The organism is Vibrio sp. 1-Bac 57, assembly GCF_037546855.1.
GTDB lineage: Bacteria > Pseudomonadota > Gammaproteobacteria > Enterobacterales > Psychromonadaceae > Psychromonas.
In genome coordinates, this window is the sequence record NZ_JALAAC010000008.1 from 106,329 (window position 1) to 122,501 (window position 16,173).

At 39.8% G+C, this 16,173-nt stretch carries 15 protein-coding genes; 7 read left to right on the top strand and 8 right to left on the bottom strand.

All coding sequences use genetic code 11. The annotated features are described in order from the left end of the window. Window positions 1–96: 96 nt before the first annotated feature. Complete coding sequence (gntR, locus tag MT391_RS07440; protein WP_499439498.1) at window positions 97–1,098, top strand: gluconate operon transcriptional repressor GntR; 1,002 nt, start codon at window positions 97–99, stop codon at window positions 1,096–1,098. Window positions 1,099–1,306: 208 nt separating this feature from the next. Then, the gene (locus tag MT391_RS07445) at window positions 1,307–2,191 is read left to right on the top strand and encodes an AEC family transporter (RefSeq protein WP_499439247.1); all 885 of its coding nucleotides are present in this window, start codon (window positions 1,307–1,309) and stop codon (window positions 2,189–2,191) included. Here MT391_RS07445 and MT391_RS07450 read toward each other — a convergent pair. Continuing rightward, window positions 2,186–2,713 (bottom strand): gluconokinase, encoded by a 528-nt coding sequence (locus MT391_RS07450; RefSeq protein WP_499439249.1) that lies wholly within the window; start codon window positions 2,711–2,713, stop codon window positions 2,186–2,188. The genes MT391_RS07445 and MT391_RS07450 overlap by 6 nt on opposite strands. 450 nt (window positions 2,714–3,163) lie before the next feature. Between MT391_RS07450 and MT391_RS07455 the strand changes: the two genes are divergently transcribed. The 4 genes from MT391_RS07455 to gnd all read left to right on the top strand — a co-directional run bounded on the left by MT391_RS07455 (window position 3,164) and on the right by gnd (window position 7,786). Beyond that, the gene (locus MT391_RS07455; RefSeq protein WP_028868048.1) at window positions 3,164–4,180 is read left to right on the top strand and encodes a TRAP transporter substrate-binding protein; all 1,017 of its coding nucleotides are present in this window, start codon (window positions 3,164–3,166) and stop codon (window positions 4,178–4,180) included. Window positions 4,181–4,241: 61 nt separating this feature from the next. Then, window positions 4,242–4,799: a TRAP transporter small permease subunit gene (locus MT391_RS07460; RefSeq protein ID WP_028868049.1), complete on the top strand. Its 558-nt coding sequence runs from the start codon at window positions 4,242–4,244 to the stop codon at window positions 4,797–4,799. Next, window positions 4,792–6,114 (top strand): TRAP transporter large permease, encoded by a 1,323-nt coding sequence (locus tag MT391_RS07465; RefSeq protein WP_166368679.1) that lies wholly within the window; start codon window positions 4,792–4,794, stop codon window positions 6,112–6,114. The genes MT391_RS07460 and MT391_RS07465 overlap by 8 nt, the downstream gene beginning before the upstream one ends. Window positions 6,115–6,283: 169 nt before the next feature. Further along, entirely contained in the window at window positions 6,284–7,786 is a 1,503-nt protein-coding gene (gene gnd, locus MT391_RS07470; RefSeq protein ID WP_499497357.1) for an NADP-dependent phosphogluconate dehydrogenase, read from the top strand. Window positions 7,787–7,977: 191 nt separating this feature from the next. Here the strand turns inward: gnd and MT391_RS07475 are convergent, their stop codons facing one another. Continuing rightward, window positions 7,978–8,847 carry a DMT family transporter gene (locus MT391_RS07475; RefSeq protein ID WP_499497358.1) on the bottom strand — a complete coding sequence of 290 codons (870 nt, stop codon included), beginning with the start codon at window positions 8,845–8,847 and terminating at the stop codon, window positions 7,978–7,980. Window positions 8,848–9,279: 432 nt separating this feature from the next. On the opposite strand from MT391_RS07475, the gene MT391_RS07480 reads away from it, so the two are divergent. Then, window positions 9,280–9,918, top strand: coding sequence for a DUF6933 domain-containing protein (locus MT391_RS07480; RefSeq protein ID WP_499497359.1), 639 nt, complete (start codon window positions 9,280–9,282; stop codon window positions 9,916–9,918). Window positions 9,919–10,079: 161 nt separating this feature from the next. On the opposite strand, the gene MT391_RS07485 is transcribed toward MT391_RS07480, so the two are convergent. From MT391_RS07485 to MT391_RS07510, 6 genes are read right to left on the bottom strand one after another with little or no spacing between them, the layout of a single operon-like run. Beyond that, window positions 10,080–10,445 carry a Na+/H+ antiporter subunit G gene (locus MT391_RS07485; RefSeq protein ID WP_499497361.1) on the bottom strand — a complete coding sequence of 122 codons (366 nt, stop codon included), beginning with the start codon at window positions 10,443–10,445 and terminating at the stop codon, window positions 10,080–10,082. A 9-nt stretch (window positions 10,446–10,454) separates the two neighbouring features. Continuing rightward, window positions 10,455–10,724, bottom strand: coding sequence for a K+/H+ antiporter subunit F (locus MT391_RS07490; protein WP_166368689.1), 270 nt, complete (start codon window positions 10,722–10,724; stop codon window positions 10,455–10,457). Further along, a complete protein-coding gene (locus MT391_RS07495) occupies window positions 10,718–11,218 on the bottom strand; it encodes a Na+/H+ antiporter subunit E (protein ID WP_499497362.1) in 501 nt (166 codons plus the stop codon). The genes MT391_RS07490 and MT391_RS07495 overlap by 7 nt, the downstream gene beginning before the upstream one ends. Continuing rightward, window positions 11,218–12,729 (bottom strand): monovalent cation/H+ antiporter subunit D, encoded by a 1,512-nt coding sequence (locus MT391_RS07500; protein WP_499439259.1) that lies wholly within the window; start codon window positions 12,727–12,729, stop codon window positions 11,218–11,220. Before MT391_RS07500 ends, MT391_RS07495 begins: the two co-directional genes overlap by 1 nt. Further along, window positions 12,729–13,079 carry a Na+/H+ antiporter subunit C gene (locus tag MT391_RS07505; protein ID WP_166368695.1) on the bottom strand — a complete coding sequence of 117 codons (351 nt, stop codon included), beginning with the start codon at window positions 13,077–13,079 and terminating at the stop codon, window positions 12,729–12,731. Before MT391_RS07505 ends, MT391_RS07500 begins: the two co-directional genes overlap by 1 nt. Beyond that, a complete protein-coding gene (locus tag MT391_RS07510) occupies window positions 13,079–15,874 on the bottom strand; it encodes a monovalent cation/H+ antiporter subunit A (protein ID WP_499497363.1) in 2,796 nt (931 codons plus the stop codon). Before MT391_RS07510 ends, MT391_RS07505 begins: the two co-directional genes overlap by 1 nt. Window positions 15,875–16,173 lie beyond the last annotated feature (299 nt).

Below are 16,173 nucleotides of genomic sequence, written 5' to 3' on the forward strand. Positions count from 1 at the left end.
TAACACTTTTTATTATTTGTCTATGCCAAGTTGATTAATATTGTGGCATCCACTAACAAGTATTGTTATGTTACAGGTAACATTCCATAGGCTATGATTATGAGCAAGAAAAGAAGACCTACCCTGCAAGATGTCGCTAACATTGTTGGCGTAACTAAAATGACTATTAGTCGTTACCTGCGAGACCCGCAGCAAGTCTCCTCAGAGATGCAAAAAAAGATATCACTTGCGGTAGAAGAATTAGGTTACATACCTAATCGTGCGCCAGATTTACTGTCTAATGCAAAAAGCCATGCCATTGGTATCTTAGTGCCCTCTTTAACCAATCAAGTATTCTCTGAAGTGATTCGTGGTATTGAACGGGTGACTGAAGCAGCAGGTTACCAAACCATGTTTGCCCATTATGGATACAGTGCAGAACTAGAAGAAAAACGTATTAGTTTTTTATTGTCTTACCATATCGACGGTTTAATTCTTTCTGAAAGCCATCACACCCCAAGAACGTTAAAGATGATTGAAACAGCGGGTATTCCAGTGATCGAAATGATGGATGTAGCGTCACCGGCCATTGAGCAAGCAGTGGGTGTTGATAATCTCGAAGCGAGTTATCAGATGGTTTCCGCGATGATTGCAAAAGGTTACCAACATATTGTTTATTTAGGTGCACGTTTAGATACTCGAACCAAATTAAGACAGCAAGGTTATGAAAAAGCGATGCGAGAGCATGGCCTTAGTTGTAAAAGTATGATGACTGAAGCGGCTTCTTCATTTTCACTTGGCGCTGAACTATTAACACGCACGCTGGCTGCACACCCACAAACAGATGGGTTGTTTTGTACCAATGATGACTTGGCGATCGGGGCTATTTTTGAAGCACAACGAATGGGCTTAAAAATTCCTGAACAGATTGCAGTTGCTGGTTTTCATGGTCACGATATAGGGCAATCTATGGTACCTAAGTTAGCTACAGTGGTAACGCCGCGTGAAAAAATAGGTCAAGTCACCGCGCAACAGTTGATTGCACGTTTGGCAGGTGAAGCGATCACCGAAGCTGTGATTGATTTAGGGGTTGAGATCCGCCATGGTGAGAGTATTTAATCTCAACTTGGAATAGTTAAATAAGGAATTACATTGCAAAATACCCTCGATGCTAGCTTTATGCTCTAGGTTATAGATTAAGTGATGTTTTTCCTAAACGATTAAAAAATTAAATGATTCCTTAATAGGTTTGCTTTGTGGTTTTATCTGCGCAGCTATTTCGTCTATCAGTATGGCGGTCAACTTCCACTACGGTTGAATTATTATTATGTTATTACGCATTATAGAAATTTTATTCCCTATGTTTATGGTCGTATTGGCCGGTTATATTTGCGCGCGCCGTACTTCGATCGACATGGCACCGATTAATAAATTAAACCTCGATTATTTTGTGCCTGCTTTGGTATTTGCTTCTTTGGTGAATATGCCTTTAGGCAGCAAGCAGGTTAATTTGATTACTGCGAGTGTAATTGCGGTGATATTACCTGGCCTTTTGATTGCTATGTTATGCCGTTTCTATCATTGGAATGTGAAGGTTTGGGTACCTCCGCACATGTTTCGCAACAGTGGTAATTTAGCGATCCCGCTTTTTGTTTATACCTTTGGTGAAATTGCTAAAAGTGATGCGGTATTATTGATGATAGTCGCAACCTGTATACAATTCACGCTGGGCATTGTGATTATCAGCGGTATTAATAAACAAGGTATCAAGCAATTGTTAACCATGCCGATCATGTATGCGACTGTGATTGCACTGGTATTGAATTTAAGCGATGTAACTATTTGGGCGCCGGTATGGGAAGCCGCTAATTTACTCGGTGAGAGCGCGATCCCTTTGATGCTTTTTTCATTAGGTAGCCAATTGATTTATGTTAATCGTTCGGGGGTTAAAATTGGTTTAGTGAGTACCGCAACTTCCCTATTAAGCGGCGCGATCACCTTTACGGTGATCTATTTATGGGTACCTTTAACTCAACTACAGCTACAAATGATGGTGTTCTTTACGATGCTGCCACCAGCGGTAATGAATTATTTACTCGCAGAGCGATACCAACTGAATGCTGCGACAGTGGCTTCTATGGTATTGTATGGCAACCTCTTATCGGTGTTAAGCATGCCGCTACTGTTATGGTTTGCTTTAACTATTTTATAAATTTAGGTTTTGCGTCGCTTCAATACAACGCTGCACCACGGCTTCGGCACTGCCATCGATATCGATTTTAATGACGTTCACTTCATCTTCAGTGGGTAACTCTAATGCCTCGAACTGACTTTTTAATAAAGTCACCGGCATAAAGTGTCCTTGACGATTTTGCATACGTTGTAGCACAAGTTCAAAACTGCCGTGTAACAATAAAAAAGTCACTTGATTGTTATCTTCACAAATTAATTGGCGATATTTTTGTTTTAACGCAGAGCAGACGATCACCGCATTTTCATTCTTTTTCTCAATACTAAAAGCCGCATCTCGAATTCTTTCTAGCCAAGGAATACGGTCTTGATCATTTAATTGCTGACCAGAAGCCATTTTTAAGATGTTAGCTTTAGGATGCAGGTCATCACCATCAATGAATTTTACATTTAATGCTTTTGCCAGCGACTGACCGATTGATGATTTACCACTGCTTGCGACTCCCATTATTATCAATACCGCACCACTAGGTAGTTTATTCATCCCGCTCCCCTATCCATCTTGCTTATGTTGATCAAGTTATATGACTAATATTTTTAAAAACAATATCACGTTACGGGTAACATGTTACCCGTAACGTCTAATAATGTGAACAGTACCCCAACAATAAAAAACGCTCACTAGGTCCTATTTGTAATGTTCACACCATGTAAACTTGCTTACTTAACAAACTAAATCAACAATTAAATTATTTAATTTCAATAGGATAGAGATTAAAAGCAGCACTTATGAATAACAATAAAAAAGCCAAAATAAGTGCTAAAAAATGATCTTTATCAAGAATGAGGTTAATATCTGCTTATAAATTTGTGATCAAAAACACGAAAAAATTAGGCAGTTACCGGTAACATGCGCTTCAAGTTACCGGTAACCTATTTGTAACTGGACATGATTAATTTGAAATTTACACTTATTGGAAAAAGGAATCTCAACATGAAAAAGCTTCACAAATCATTACTCTCGGGTGTTATTGCAGGCCTGTTATCGACTTCTGCAATGGCGGCTGATTTTGTGTTTAAAATTCAATCGTCAGATCCTTCTGGTGACAAAAATTTCCAGGTACAACAAGAATGGGCTGATCGTGTAGAGAAGATGTCTAATGGGCGTATTGATATCAAGTTATTGCCCGTTGCAAGTGTGGTTAAACATACTGAAACATTAGGTGCAATTAAAATGGGCATTTTAGATGGCCAAATTACTGCAACTGGTTATTTCTCAGGTCAAGATCCAGCCTTTGGTCTAATTGGTAATATGGTCGGTGCATGGTCTGATACAACACAGCTTTTACAATATATGAACTACGGTGGTGGTAATCAGTTAATGACTGAGTTATACGCGCCTTATGGTGTTAAATTTGTTGGTGCATCAACTACCGGTGTTGAATCATTTGTTTCTAAAGTACCGCTGAATGGTGTCGCTGACTTAAAAGGACTTAAACTACGTGCCCCAGAAGGCTTAGTACAACAAGTTTTTGCTGCGGCTGGCGCGTCACCAGTTAACTTACCAGGTTCAGAAGTATTTACTGGGCTAAGCAAAGGCGTTATTGATGCAGCTGATTACACTGTATTCTCAACTAACCAAAAAAATGGTTTAAATGATGTGGCAACACACCCTGTTCAACCTGGTTTTCACTCATTACCTCTGATCGATATTTCAGTAAGTCAGAAAAAATGGGATAAATTACCAATGGATCTTCAAGAGATCTTAACGGTATCTGTACGTGATTTCTCTTACGATATGACGACGCAGTTAAAAATTGCCGACCAAGCAGCGATTAAAGAAGCACAAGCAAATCCTAATATCACTATTCACGACTGGTCTGCTGAAGAGCGTAAAAAATTCCGTAGCATTGCCCAAGGTGAGTGGAAAACATTTGCAGCTCGCTCGGATAACGCCGCTAAAGTATATCAATCGGTGACTACCTTCTTAGCAGAAAACGGTCTGTTATAAGCAATAATCTCAACTTAATCGCAAGGGTTGCCTAAACCCTTGCTTTATCTGGAAGCCTCTTATGCCTACCAAAAAAGTCATGCCACAACCTCAAGAAGATGAGCAACCTAAGAACAAACTTGATGCTGCCATTTTAAAAGTAAGTAACTGGCTGAGTATGTTGTTTATTTTCACTGTCTTTATCTCTTTTTATGAAGTGGTGATGCGTTATGCATTTAACTCACCAACTATTTGGGTGCATGAAACGGCGTCTTTTATTGGCGGTTCGTTATTTGTGATTGGTGGATTGTATGCCTTCGCATCTAACAAACATGTGCGTGTAGTGCTTATTTACGATGTTGTTTCTCAGCGTACCCGCCATTACCTTAATTTATTACACCATATCATCGGTATTATTTTTTCTGCATTGATGACTTATGGCGCTTATACACTGGTTGAAAGTGCATGGTTTTCTCCACTAGGCGAACTGCGACTCAATACTTCAGGTAGTGCGTGGAACCCTCCTTTCCCTGCACTCTTAAAAGCGGTTATCTTTATTAGCTTTTGTATTCTTACCATTCAATTTTTATTGCATTTGATTGCCGAAATCAAAGCGCTAAGGAAACACTCTCATGTTTGATTTATCTGCAATTGGCATCGGCTATGGTAGCTTATTAATGCTGTTTATGATGATAGCGCTACTGTTAACCGGTATGCAGCTAGCATTTGTGACGGGTTTTGTTGCACTCTTTTTTACCGTGGGTTGGTTTGGTATCGACGCACTTCCTTTGGTAACTAGTCGCCTCTATAGTTTTGTAGACAGTTATATTTTTCTTGCGGTGCCAATGTTTGTATTAATGGCCGCGTTATTAGACCGCTCCGGCATTGCCCATGATCTATTCGAAGCCATGAAGTTATTTGGCAAACGTTTACGTGGTGGTGTTGCGGTACAAACTTTATTGGTTGCGGTTATATTAGCGTCAATGTCAGGTGTTATCGGTGGTGAAACGGTATTGCTTGGTATATTAGCGTTACCACAAATGTTGCGCTTGGGTTACGACCGTAAACTAGCTATAGGTACAACCTGTGCAGGCGGTGCTTTAGGCACTATGTTACCTCCAAGTATTGTACTTATTATTTATGGTTTAACCGCCAGTGTATCTATTGGTGACTTATTTAAAGCCTCTTTTGTACCTGCATTATTATTGGCTATTTTTTATATTCTATATGTATTAATACGTTGTAAATTAAACCCTGCTTTAGCCCCTTTACCTACGGCGGAAGAACTCGCGGAAGATGCTAAAACACAACCTAACTTTTTTAAAGCCTTGTTCTTCCCATTGTTGTCAGTGGCAGTGGTACTTGGCAGTATTTATAGTGGTATTGCATCGGTTACAGAAGCCTCTGCATTAGGGGTTGTAGGCATTATGTTAAGTACTTGGATCCGTAAGGAGCTTAATATTTCAATGCTACAAGATGCCGCTATCTCAACCATGAAAACCTGTGGCATGATCATCTGGATAGGGATTGGCGCCAGCGCATTAGTGGGTGTTTATAACCTGATGGGTGGAATTGATTTTGTAGGCGACACCATACTAGCACTTAGTGGCGGTAGCCCTACAACAACACTGCTTATTATGATGGCTATTCTATTAGTATTAGGTATGTTCCTTGATTGGGTTGGTGTTGCGTTATTAACTATGCCTATTTTTGTACCAATTATTGTTAGCTTGGGCATGGATCCTGTTTGGTTTGGTGTTGTCTTCTGTTTAAATATGCAGGTCTCATTCCTTTCTCCTCCTTTTGGGCCGGCTGCTTTCTATTTGAAATCAGTGGCACCTAAAGATATTAGTCTGGGTGAGATATTCAGTGCACTAGTGCCTTTCATCTGCTTACAAGTATTAACACTTGGATTGGTCATTATTTTCCCAATCTTAGCCCTGTGGTGGAGATAATCGCGTTAAAAGTCGCCATGTTAAAAATAGCGGTATTATAGATAATAACGTAGAGCTAATAACGTAATAACAGAACGAAAAAATAATAATAAAGATGGCCTAATAAGAAGCAGAATAAATAAGGCCATCGAGCCATAAATCAGGCGTTCATTTAAATATTGAGGTTTTAATGCAAGTACAAAAAGATATTGCCGTGATCGGCTTGGGTGTAATGGGTGCGAACATGGCACTAAACTTAGCCGAGCGTGGGTTTTCTGTGGTCGCCTTTGATACCAATCCACTACGCAGCCAAGCGCTACTAACGCAACATCAGTCATTAACAGCGGCACCATTACAAACGGTGCAAAATCTAACACAATTAATGGCACAACTTACTACGCCTCGCCGTATTGTATTATCTGTTCCAGCGGGCCCTATCGTTGATATTATTTGCCAAGATCTAATTGCTGCCGGCTTAGCACCCGATGATGTAGTGGTCGACACGGGTAACAGCCAATGGCGAGATTCCATTACGCGTCACCAAGCTTATGTGAATAAATTCCATTTCTTTACCTGTGCTACTTCTGGTGGGGAGCAAGGTGCACGTTTTGGCCCCTCATTAATGCCCAGCGGTGACAAAGCTGCATGGCAGCAATTAAAACCGATGTGGCAAGCTATCTCAGCAAAAGTGGACCCAGTAACAGGGGCTGAAATTGCACGTACTCATGTTGAACAACCTCTACCTGAAGGCGAGCCCTGTGCTGAATACATTGGTCCAATTGGATCTGGGCACTTTGTGAAAATGGTACATAACGGTATTGAATACGCTGATATGCAAATGATTGCCGAGACAGTTCAATTCATGCGCCAAGTATTAGCCATGTCTGCCGTTGAAGTTGCTGATATCTTTAGTCAGTGGAATAAAGGCAAGCTACAAAGTTATCTGATTGGCATCACCGCTGATATTTTACGTACGGTTGATCCTAAAACAGGCCAACCTATGGTTGATGTGATTCTAGATCAAGCCGGCCAAAAAGGCACCGGTAACTGGACAGCTCGTGAGGCTTTGGAATTAGGTGTACCTGCGAATGCGATTGCAGCTTCGGTATTTGCACGCTGTTTAAGCACACAAAAGAAAACACGTACTATTGGTGCATCACAATTAGCCGGACCAAAGGTACAAGCAAAAGATAAAGCACTATGGATAGATAAATTAGCAGACGCTTTATATTGTTCAAAAATATGCAGTTATGCACAGGGTTTTGAGCTGATGTCAGCTGCGGACAAAGAATATAACTGGCAACTTGATTATGTGGTGATTGCTAAAATTTGGCGTGCAGGCTGTGTTATTCGAGCCACTTTCCTAAATGATATTGCCGAGGCTTATCAAAGCCAACCAAAACTTCCCAACTTAATGCTTGCAGAGCGATTTAGTAACGACCTTGCTAAAGGACAATTAGCATGGCGACAAGTATTGACCGAAGCAATCGGCCAAGGCTTACCAATGTTAACCACCAGCTCAGCGATCGGCTATTATGATAGTTATCGTGAAGCGGACTCGTCAGCAAGTTTAATACAAGCAATGCGTGATTATTTTGGCAGTCATACCTATCAGCGTAAAGATCAAGATATTACACAGCATTTCCATTTTGATTGGCACTTTGGTCAAGGCGAGCAAACACTTAATCATTAATCTGTATTAAAGATGACTTTGCAAGGAAATATGCTTTGCAAAGTCATCACTTCAATTTTTATTCCTTTATTTTAACGCTCTTATTTTCTTATTTTAATTCTCTTTATTGTGCTCACCATTATTTTATGAGCATACAACGTATTAATAACAACCCTGTCATCATCCATCGGCTATGCAATCATTTATACGATTTATCGTGAGTTATAACTTGCATAAGAATACGCCAAACAAGCGCTGACAATAATCGCTAAACCTACGACTTGAAATAGCTGAAATGTTTGTTCAAAGAAGATAGCTTGTAGTAAAGCGGCAATAAATATATTTAAATAAAATATAGGAGCAAGTTCTGCGCTAGACAGAGATCGTTGGTACGCTTTCGTTCTGAATAATTGTGTACCAACACTCAATGCTCCCATTAACACGATCACTGCCGCGTAAGGAAACAACCAATAAGTAAATTCAGAAGTGGATGACTCCATTAATAACGTAGCAATAGGCAACACTAATATCGCCGCAATTAAAAAACTAACGCCATTAGTCATAAAGGGATTTAATTTAATTTGACTGGATTTGTACATCGATACCTGCGAACAAGCATTAAAAAAGCCCGCTAATAACCCTAGCAACATGCCCCACTGAAACTGCACACCGTTAATCACTCCAGATTGCACAATAACGCCAAAAAATGAAAAGACTAATGTCAGCACTATCGGCCTAGATATTGTGGAGCCATATAATATCCTTTCAATAATGGGGATAAACAGTGGGCCAGTGCTAAATAAAACCACTAACTCAATCAGGCTTAGTTTCGATAACGATAAAAAGAAGCAAAACTGCGTTAACGCGATAAAAATAGAACGTTTGCCGATCACCTTTGTTTCAGCGAAGGTTGGAAGTCTCGCTCTTAATATAAAAGCAGTACCTAACATAATAATCGCAGGGATCGTTAAACGGGCCATAAGTAATACATTGATAGGTACAATATGCTCTAAGTACTTAGCAAGAAAGCCACTTAATGATAAACATACAGTAGAGAGAAGCATTAATAAAAGAGGTGACATTAAGCTTGATACCTATTGTGATTGTAAGATGTGGAGCGCTTTAAGCAGGATAATCTACTATTAGATATTTAAGCACACGCAAGTCAGGAAGAGGCAATATAATAAACTATTAAAGGGAGTGAAAGTGATTATTAATGTTATTAAACAATATGCTATAAATACAATAAAAAGAATCAAGTACACTGGGTCTATTTGTATTGAACCGAGATTAAAAACAAATGTTTAACCAATGCCAAAGAGCAGAATGAGGCACGAAAATGAGTAGAGAAAATAACGTAAGACCATCTTATCCTACCTGTTTAGGCTTTGCTAAGCGAAACACACAGCTTCAAAGAGTAATACTGAAAAATCGATAAACAACGCTATTTATAACTTGCATTCAAGCTTAATAAAAATGAACAATAGAGAGGTAAATATGAAAGGGAAAATCTCATGTTAATTTTTAACTGCACCAAAGCGGCAGCCGATTTTTTTAGTGTTAAACGCGACGGTAAAAAAATCACCTGTATTGAACCATCACCACACAAAACGATTGCCGAATCGATTGCATCCCCTGTTTTTCCAGAGGATGTAGACCCACAGGAAAACGGTGCATTTCAATGGCAATGGGTAGTCCACTGCGTAGCGATACAGCGCAAAAAATATTGGTTAGTAACCGACTACCACAGCCGTTATTGCATTATGTTTCCTGTCGGTAAAAAAGGCGATAATATTGAATTTTTAAATAGCTTTGAATCAGGTCTTAAGGCAAATTTCCGCTACTGGGTAGATAATGCAAAAATGGGTCAAGATAAGGCTACACAATATATAGAGAAGTATAATGCGGCGATTAGTACCTGTGCATTTTATCAACGAGGCGACCGAAGTGTGCAAGGTAATATCAATACTACTGCTTGGTATTTGGAGAGCGTTTGTCTCGAAAAGGGGCATTTAACCGAAGCTTTGGATTGCTTATTATTTAGTGTAAGGGTATCTGAAATTCCAAAACCAAGACCTAAAGAAAAAGAGGATTTTTATACCTATAAAGCCTTTTATGCTTACTGGTTAAAAACCTTTTCTCCAAGTTTGTAGTAGCAACCAATTACGTTATCGCGATAAGCTAAGGACTGAATAAAGCATTTCGATTGGTAGCGGGTTATATAAAGTAATATCCTATTCAGGGGATAGACTTAACAATATCCCTTTAAAGGATATGTAAGTCACTATCCTTATTTACTGCCAGCAAGAACGAGTTACTTGTCATCAGGGTGTTGTTGTAAATAAGCTTTTTTAGCCAGATTTTGGTTTTTAGTACTATCAGTCATTTTTACTTTATAGTGCAAGCCTGCTTTCGCTAGCATGTGTGCCGCAACGGGAGCGGTGATCAACAAGAACATGCTTATTAATACTTCTTTTAAGTTCACGTGCCCAAGTTGAACACTGAAAAATATCATCGAAGCGATCAAAATACACGCACAGCCTAGGGTACTGGCTTTAGTTGGAGCATGTAAGCGCGTAAAATAGTCTGGAAGCTTTGCTAAGCCAATAGAACCGATTAGCATTACAATGCTACCAAACACCAATAAAACACTTATTACTACTTCTAAAAATACAGTCATCTACCTTCCTTATTCGATAATATCGCCACGTAATAAGTACTTACAAAAAGCTGAAGTACTTACAAACCCAAGAAGCGCAATCAATAATGCACTTTCATAATAAATGGCAGAGCCTTGGTGAAGCCCTAACAATATGATCAATGCAATGCTATTAATGTACATCGTATCAACGGCAATAATTCTATCTGGTGTAGTAGGACCAATAATTAAACGCCAAGTATTTAACGCTAAAGCACAACAAATTAGCGCACAAGCAATCAGGATAGCGACACTTAACATCCGAAAATCTCCTTTAAAGGTGCTTCATAACGATCTTTGATAAGGTTAATTAACTCTTGTTCGTCTTCAAGGTGCAGCACATGCACATATAACCATGTTCGGTCATCTGACAATTCAACGCTCACCGTACCGGGTGTTAATGAAACACTACTGGTAAAAATGGTGAGTGGTAAAGGCTCTTTAATATCTAAAGGCACCGCAATGAAAGCGGGCTTTAAACCGCGATTGCTTTGCAACACACGCTTTGCTACATCGTAATTAGAGGCAACAATATCAATTAACAAGCGAAACAAATACATCACCGCCTTGATAGGTTTTTTTGCTACTGCTTCTTTCTCATTGAGAGGTGCGACAATCCAAGGAATAACAATCGCAAATACCGCACCTAACACCATATGACCACGACTAAAGTCATGTAAAATTTGCCACACCAACCATAATAATACGCTGTGGTAAGGCGTAGGAAACCAAACAAATTTACGTAATTTATCCATTATTTAGCGACCTCATTAAGTTGTTGTAAACTTAAACCTGCTTTAAGTTGCTCTGCAGCCAATTGTGTATAGTCGCTTACTGGTCCTCCAAAAATAACCATCAAAGGCAGTAACGCAACCAATATACCAATGGCCAAATACTGAATAGGATGCCCTTTTAGTGCACTGGTGTTTTCACCACTGGTTCGCCAAAATAGTGAAGTACCAGCCCGAGATAAGGCGATCAAAGCGATTAGCCCTCCCCCTAGTATGAGAGGGAAAACCCACATTGCTTCACTTGCTTTGGTAACTGATTGCAAAATCAATGCTTTACCAACAAAACCAGATAATGGAGGCATACCAATTAAACCGATTGCCAATAACACAAAGATAAAGCCTAAAATACCTGCCTGTGGCATTGCTCTAGCAGCAACAAAACGGTCTTCCGCTTGGCCACGTTGTTGTTGAATTAAACCTGTGAGCAAGAACATAGCAGCACAAGCAACAGTACTATGTAGCAAGTAATAAATCCCTGCTGAAGTAGCCTGTACCGTATTCAAACTGATGGTCACCAATAAAGTGCCAACGGATACAATGACCAAGTTACTACAAAGTACCCGCAAACTTTGACTAGCGAGTACCGCAATCGTACCAACAGCAATGGTTAATAATGCAATCGGCCATAACCAGGGTAAGGCGATATTCGCGAGTTCACCGGCTTGGTCACCAAACATCACACCATGTACCCGCCAAATACTGTAAATACCAACTTTAGTCATAATGGCAAATAGCGCAGCTACTGGCGTACTTGTCGTCGAGTAAGCTTTTGGTAGCCAAAAATGCAAGGGAAGCATCGCTGCTTTCAAACCAAAAACAGCCAATAACAATAAAGCACCAGACTTAGCGATCAGTAATTCGTTGTTTGAGAGTAATGGAATTCTATCAGCCATATCAGCAAAGTTAAGGGTGCCTAAAGTGCCGTATAAAGTGCCTAATGCAAACAAAAATAGTGATGAACCAATTAAATTAAGGAATACATAATGGATGTTCGCCTGTATCCGTTGCTTTCCTCCTCCGTGGATCATCAGAGAGTATGAGGCTATTAACAACACTTCGAAAAATACAAATAAGTTAAATGCATCACCGGTTAAAAATGCACCGTTAATACCCATTAATTGGAACATAATAAGAGGGTGAAAAAAGGCACCGGTTTTATCTTCTCCGGCACTTGCATATAGCGTTATTGACAAGCCTAAAATAGCGCTTAAACACACCATTAATACCGAGAATAGATCAGCGACTAATACAATACCAAAAGGCGCGGACCAATCACCAAGTGCATATACTTGAATACCTTGCTGCTCAACCTTGAATAGTAATGAGAAGGCAACCACGACCAGAAAAACATTGGCGGTGATGCTCAGTACACGTTGTCGGCTTAAGGAGTTGCTTAAGCTTGGAAAAAGCAGAGTAACAGCCACAAAAAAAGGTATTAACACTGGGAATATAACTAAATGGTCAAACAAACTCATTAGGATTTTTCCTCAGATAGGGGATCAAAAGGCTCTATTCCATCTACGTGATCACTACCTAAGTCAGCGCGTCCTCGCATCGCTAAAATCACCGCAAAAGCGGTCATAGCAAATCCAATAACGATCGCCGTCAGTACTAACGCCTGCGGTAACGGATCGGCGTAATTTTCACTGCTGTTAAGTACCGCGGGTGCGCCTATGGTTAATCCACCACTGGCAAATAGAAATAAGTTAACAGCGTAAGACAATAAAGTAAGCCCAATAACTAAAGTAAAAGTGTGCCCACGTAGCATTAAAAATATGCCACATGCACTCATGAAGCCGACACAAACTGCGTAGACTAATTCCATTATCTTTCTCCTACTGTGAGTCGTTCTTTAGTCGTTAACTTGCCTAAGCTCGCTAATATAAGCAATGTCGCACCGATAACAGTGAAATAAACCCCGAGGTCAAACATCAATGCACTCGCAAGCTCAAATTTACCTATCCAAGGTAAGGAAACATATTCAAACCAAGAGGTTAAGAATGGTCGTTCAACAAACCAACTACCTAAACCAGTGAATCCAGCGATCGCTAATCCAATAGCGATCATATAGTGATAACTGATACTCACCCTTTTAGCCATCCAATCAACACCGTGTGCAAGGTATTGTTGAATTAACGCAATGGAAGTAATCAAACCGGCAATAAAACCACCACCAGGCAAGTTGTGCCCGCGCATAAATATATAAGCAGATATGAGCAAAAATAGGGGTAACAAGCTTTGTGAAACGACCAATAATAATACTGGATATTTCTCTTTAGCCCATAGTCGGCCATCGTAATCCTTAGTGCGCATTGATAAACGCATGCGAGCAATCACCTTATGAATACCCAATGCTGCAATCCCCAATACCGTTATTTCACCAAAGGTATCAAAGCCACGGAAATCAACCAGAATAACGTTCACTACATTGGTTCCACCGCCGCCTGCTTTTGCATTAGCCAAGAAGAACGCAGAAATACTATCCAAAGGATGGGTCATTAAAGCAAAACAAATACTACCAATAATACAACCTATTAATGATGCGATGGTCAAGTCACGCACAAAATGGCTAGGTCGACTTTTACTAGTTGGCGTTTGCTGAGGGAAAAAGTACAGCGCTAGTAATAACAAAATCACCGTTACAATTTCTACCGATAGCTGAGTAAGGGCTAAGTCGGGAGCAGAGAAATAAGCGAAGGTTATCGATACCACCAAACCAACTAGCGACAACATGAGTAAAGCGATGAGACGATAATGACTCCAAATTAAGGTTGCAAGTGAACCTGCAATGATCAATATGGCAGCAACCATCACGGCACCATTTATTGGCGTGCCAGGCATACTTCCTCTCGTTGTGTCGAGGTCAAACAAAGGCGGTGCGATCAGTAATAAAGCAAAGAAGCAGAGACAAAAAGCATAGCGTTGTAAAGAACCGTTCTCCAATTTAATGGTTATTTTTTGCGCCCACGTTACACAGGTTTGAATACACCCTTCAAATACCAATTTTGCATCAATATCTGGGAACATACCTGCAAATTTGAATAAATGTTTACGATTCAAATAAATCGCCACGCCACCAACAATAGCCAACGCACTCATTAGCAATGGAAGATTAAATCCATGCCAAATAGCAAGACTATATTCAGGTAGCGCATGGTTAAGCACCGCCAAAGAAGTACTTTCTAGTAACGGGCCAATAGTATAGTTAGGAAAAATACCGACCAACAAACAAATAGTCACTAAAATTTCCACGGGAACACGCATATAACGCGGTGGCTCGTGAGGGGTTTTAGTTAAACCTTTCGGCTCACCGTTAAAGAACACATCATGAATAAAACGCAGTGAATAAGCGACAGAGAAAGCACCAGCAATTGTCGCTAATACAGGGATTAACCAAGACATAGCACCTAAAATGCTTTGCTCTAAGGTTTCAGTAAAGAACATTTCTTTAGATAAAAAACCATTGAGCAGCGGCACACCCGCCATCGAGGCTGATGCAACCATCGCTAACGTCGCGGTAATAGGCATGTATTTCCATAATCCATTAAGTTTACGCATATCTCGGGAGCCAGACTCATGGTCAATAATACCTGCAGCCATAAATAATGATGCTTTAAAAACGGCATGATTCATGATGTGAAATATCGCAGCAATCGCAGCTAATTCAGTATTCAAACCGAGTAGCAATACGATTAAACCAAGGTGACTGATGGTCGAGTAAGCTAACAGCCCTTTTAAATCATGTTTAAATAATGCGGTATAAGCCCCTAATAACAAAGTTAATAGACCAGTTAAAGAAACCACAACAAACCACACCTCCGTACCAGCTAATACTGGATAGAAACGTGCTAATAAGAAAATACCTGCTTTTACCATGGTCGCCGAGTGTAAGTAAGCACTTACCGGTGTAGGTGCAGCCATGGCATGAGGTAACCAAAAATGGAACGGAAATTGCGCAGACTTAGTAAAAGCACCAATTAAAAATAAACTTAGAATTGCAATATAATAAGGGCTTTGTTTTACCAATTCAGCACTGTTGAGGACGACGTCTAATTCGTAACTGCCAACGACTTGACCTAATAAGATGATCCCCGCCAACAACGCTAAACCACCAGCACCAGTGATCGTAAGAGCCATTCTAGCCCCTTTACGCGCATCGCTATTGTGTGACCAAAAACCAATCAACAAGAACGAGCTGATACTGGTCAGTTCCCAATAGAGCCAGAGTTGCAGCATATTATTCGACATAACAATGCCGAGCATGGCTGTCATAAACATGATCAAATAGCAGTAAAAACGCCCCATATGATCTTTTTCAGACAAATAGTAACGCGCATATAAAATGACCAGTAAACCAATACCTAAAATCAATATACTGAACAATGCAGCTAAACCATCGAGCCGAAACGATAACGATAAACCTAATTGGGGGATCCAATCAACACTCTTGCTAAAAGACTCTCCAGCAAATATCGCTGGCAAATCAAGAAGAATCAAACCAAGGGCAAGCGCTGGTAACAACGCAGTTGCCAGCGTACATGCGCTGCGACTCAGTTTATTGGTTAGTAAGGGAACGATAATCCCTAACATGGGTAAAAATGGCACCCAGAAATAATGCATTTAAGCGAAGCTCCGTTAACTAAGTAGTTGGTATTTTCAAACCACGATAGTGATTATTTGGATAAAAATCAATGTCTTATTATGTCTATATTTATTAAATCATTGATTTTAATATACTTATAATTTCACACTCAAGTTGTAATTCAAATAGTGTTTTTTTCTACGCTGATTATTTAGGTTTAGCTGAGACTTACTTTGTGTCTATAAAATTGTAATAAAGCGTATTTATTACCTAGACAATTAAAATAAAACAGTACTATTTGAATTACCACTAAAGTTAAAACTCATCATATTCAATA

Coding starts and splice junctions, on each gene's coding strand:
- MT391_RS07450 (WP_499439249.1), bottom strand. CDS start 2,713: ATGAATAAACTACCTAGTGGTGCGGTATTGATAATAATGGGAGTCGCA.
- MT391_RS07510 (WP_499497363.1), bottom strand. CDS start 15,874: ATGCATTATTTCTGGGTGCCATTTTTACCCATGTTAGGGATTATCGTT.
- MT391_RS07485 (WP_499497361.1), bottom strand. CDS start 10,445: ATGACTGTATTTTTAGAAGTAGTAATAAGTGTTTTATTGGTGTTTGGT.
- MT391_RS07455 (WP_028868048.1), top strand. CDS start 3,164: ATGAAAAAGCTTCACAAATCATTACTCTCGGGTGTTATTGCAGGCCTG.
- MT391_RS07490 (WP_166368689.1), bottom strand. CDS start 10,724: ATGTTAAGTGTCGCTATCCTGATTGCTTGTGCGCTAATTTGTTGTGCT.
- MT391_RS07460 (WP_028868049.1), top strand. CDS start 4,242: ATGCCTACCAAAAAAGTCATGCCACAACCTCAAGAAGATGAGCAACCT.
- MT391_RS07505 (WP_166368695.1), bottom strand. CDS start 13,079: ATGGAATTAGTCTACGCAGTTTGTGTCGGCTTCATGAGTGCATGTGGC.
- MT391_RS07445 (WP_499439247.1), top strand. CDS start 1,307: ATGTTATTACGCATTATAGAAATTTTATTCCCTATGTTTATGGTCGTA.
- MT391_RS07480 (WP_499497359.1), top strand. CDS start 9,280: ATGTTAATTTTTAACTGCACCAAAGCGGCAGCCGATTTTTTTAGTGTT.
- MT391_RS07465 (WP_166368679.1), top strand. CDS start 4,792: ATGTTTGATTTATCTGCAATTGGCATCGGCTATGGTAGCTTATTAATG.
- MT391_RS07500 (WP_499439259.1), bottom strand. CDS start 12,729: ATGAGTTTGTTTGACCATTTAGTTATATTCCCAGTGTTAATACCTTTT.
- gnd (WP_499497357.1), top strand. CDS start 6,284: ATGCAAGTACAAAAAGATATTGCCGTGATCGGCTTGGGTGTAATGGGT.
- MT391_RS07475 (WP_499497358.1), bottom strand. CDS start 8,847: ATGTCACCTCTTTTATTAATGCTTCTCTCTACTGTATGTTTATCATTA.
- MT391_RS07495 (WP_499497362.1), bottom strand. CDS start 11,218: ATGGATAAATTACGTAAATTTGTTTGGTTTCCTACGCCTTACCACAGC.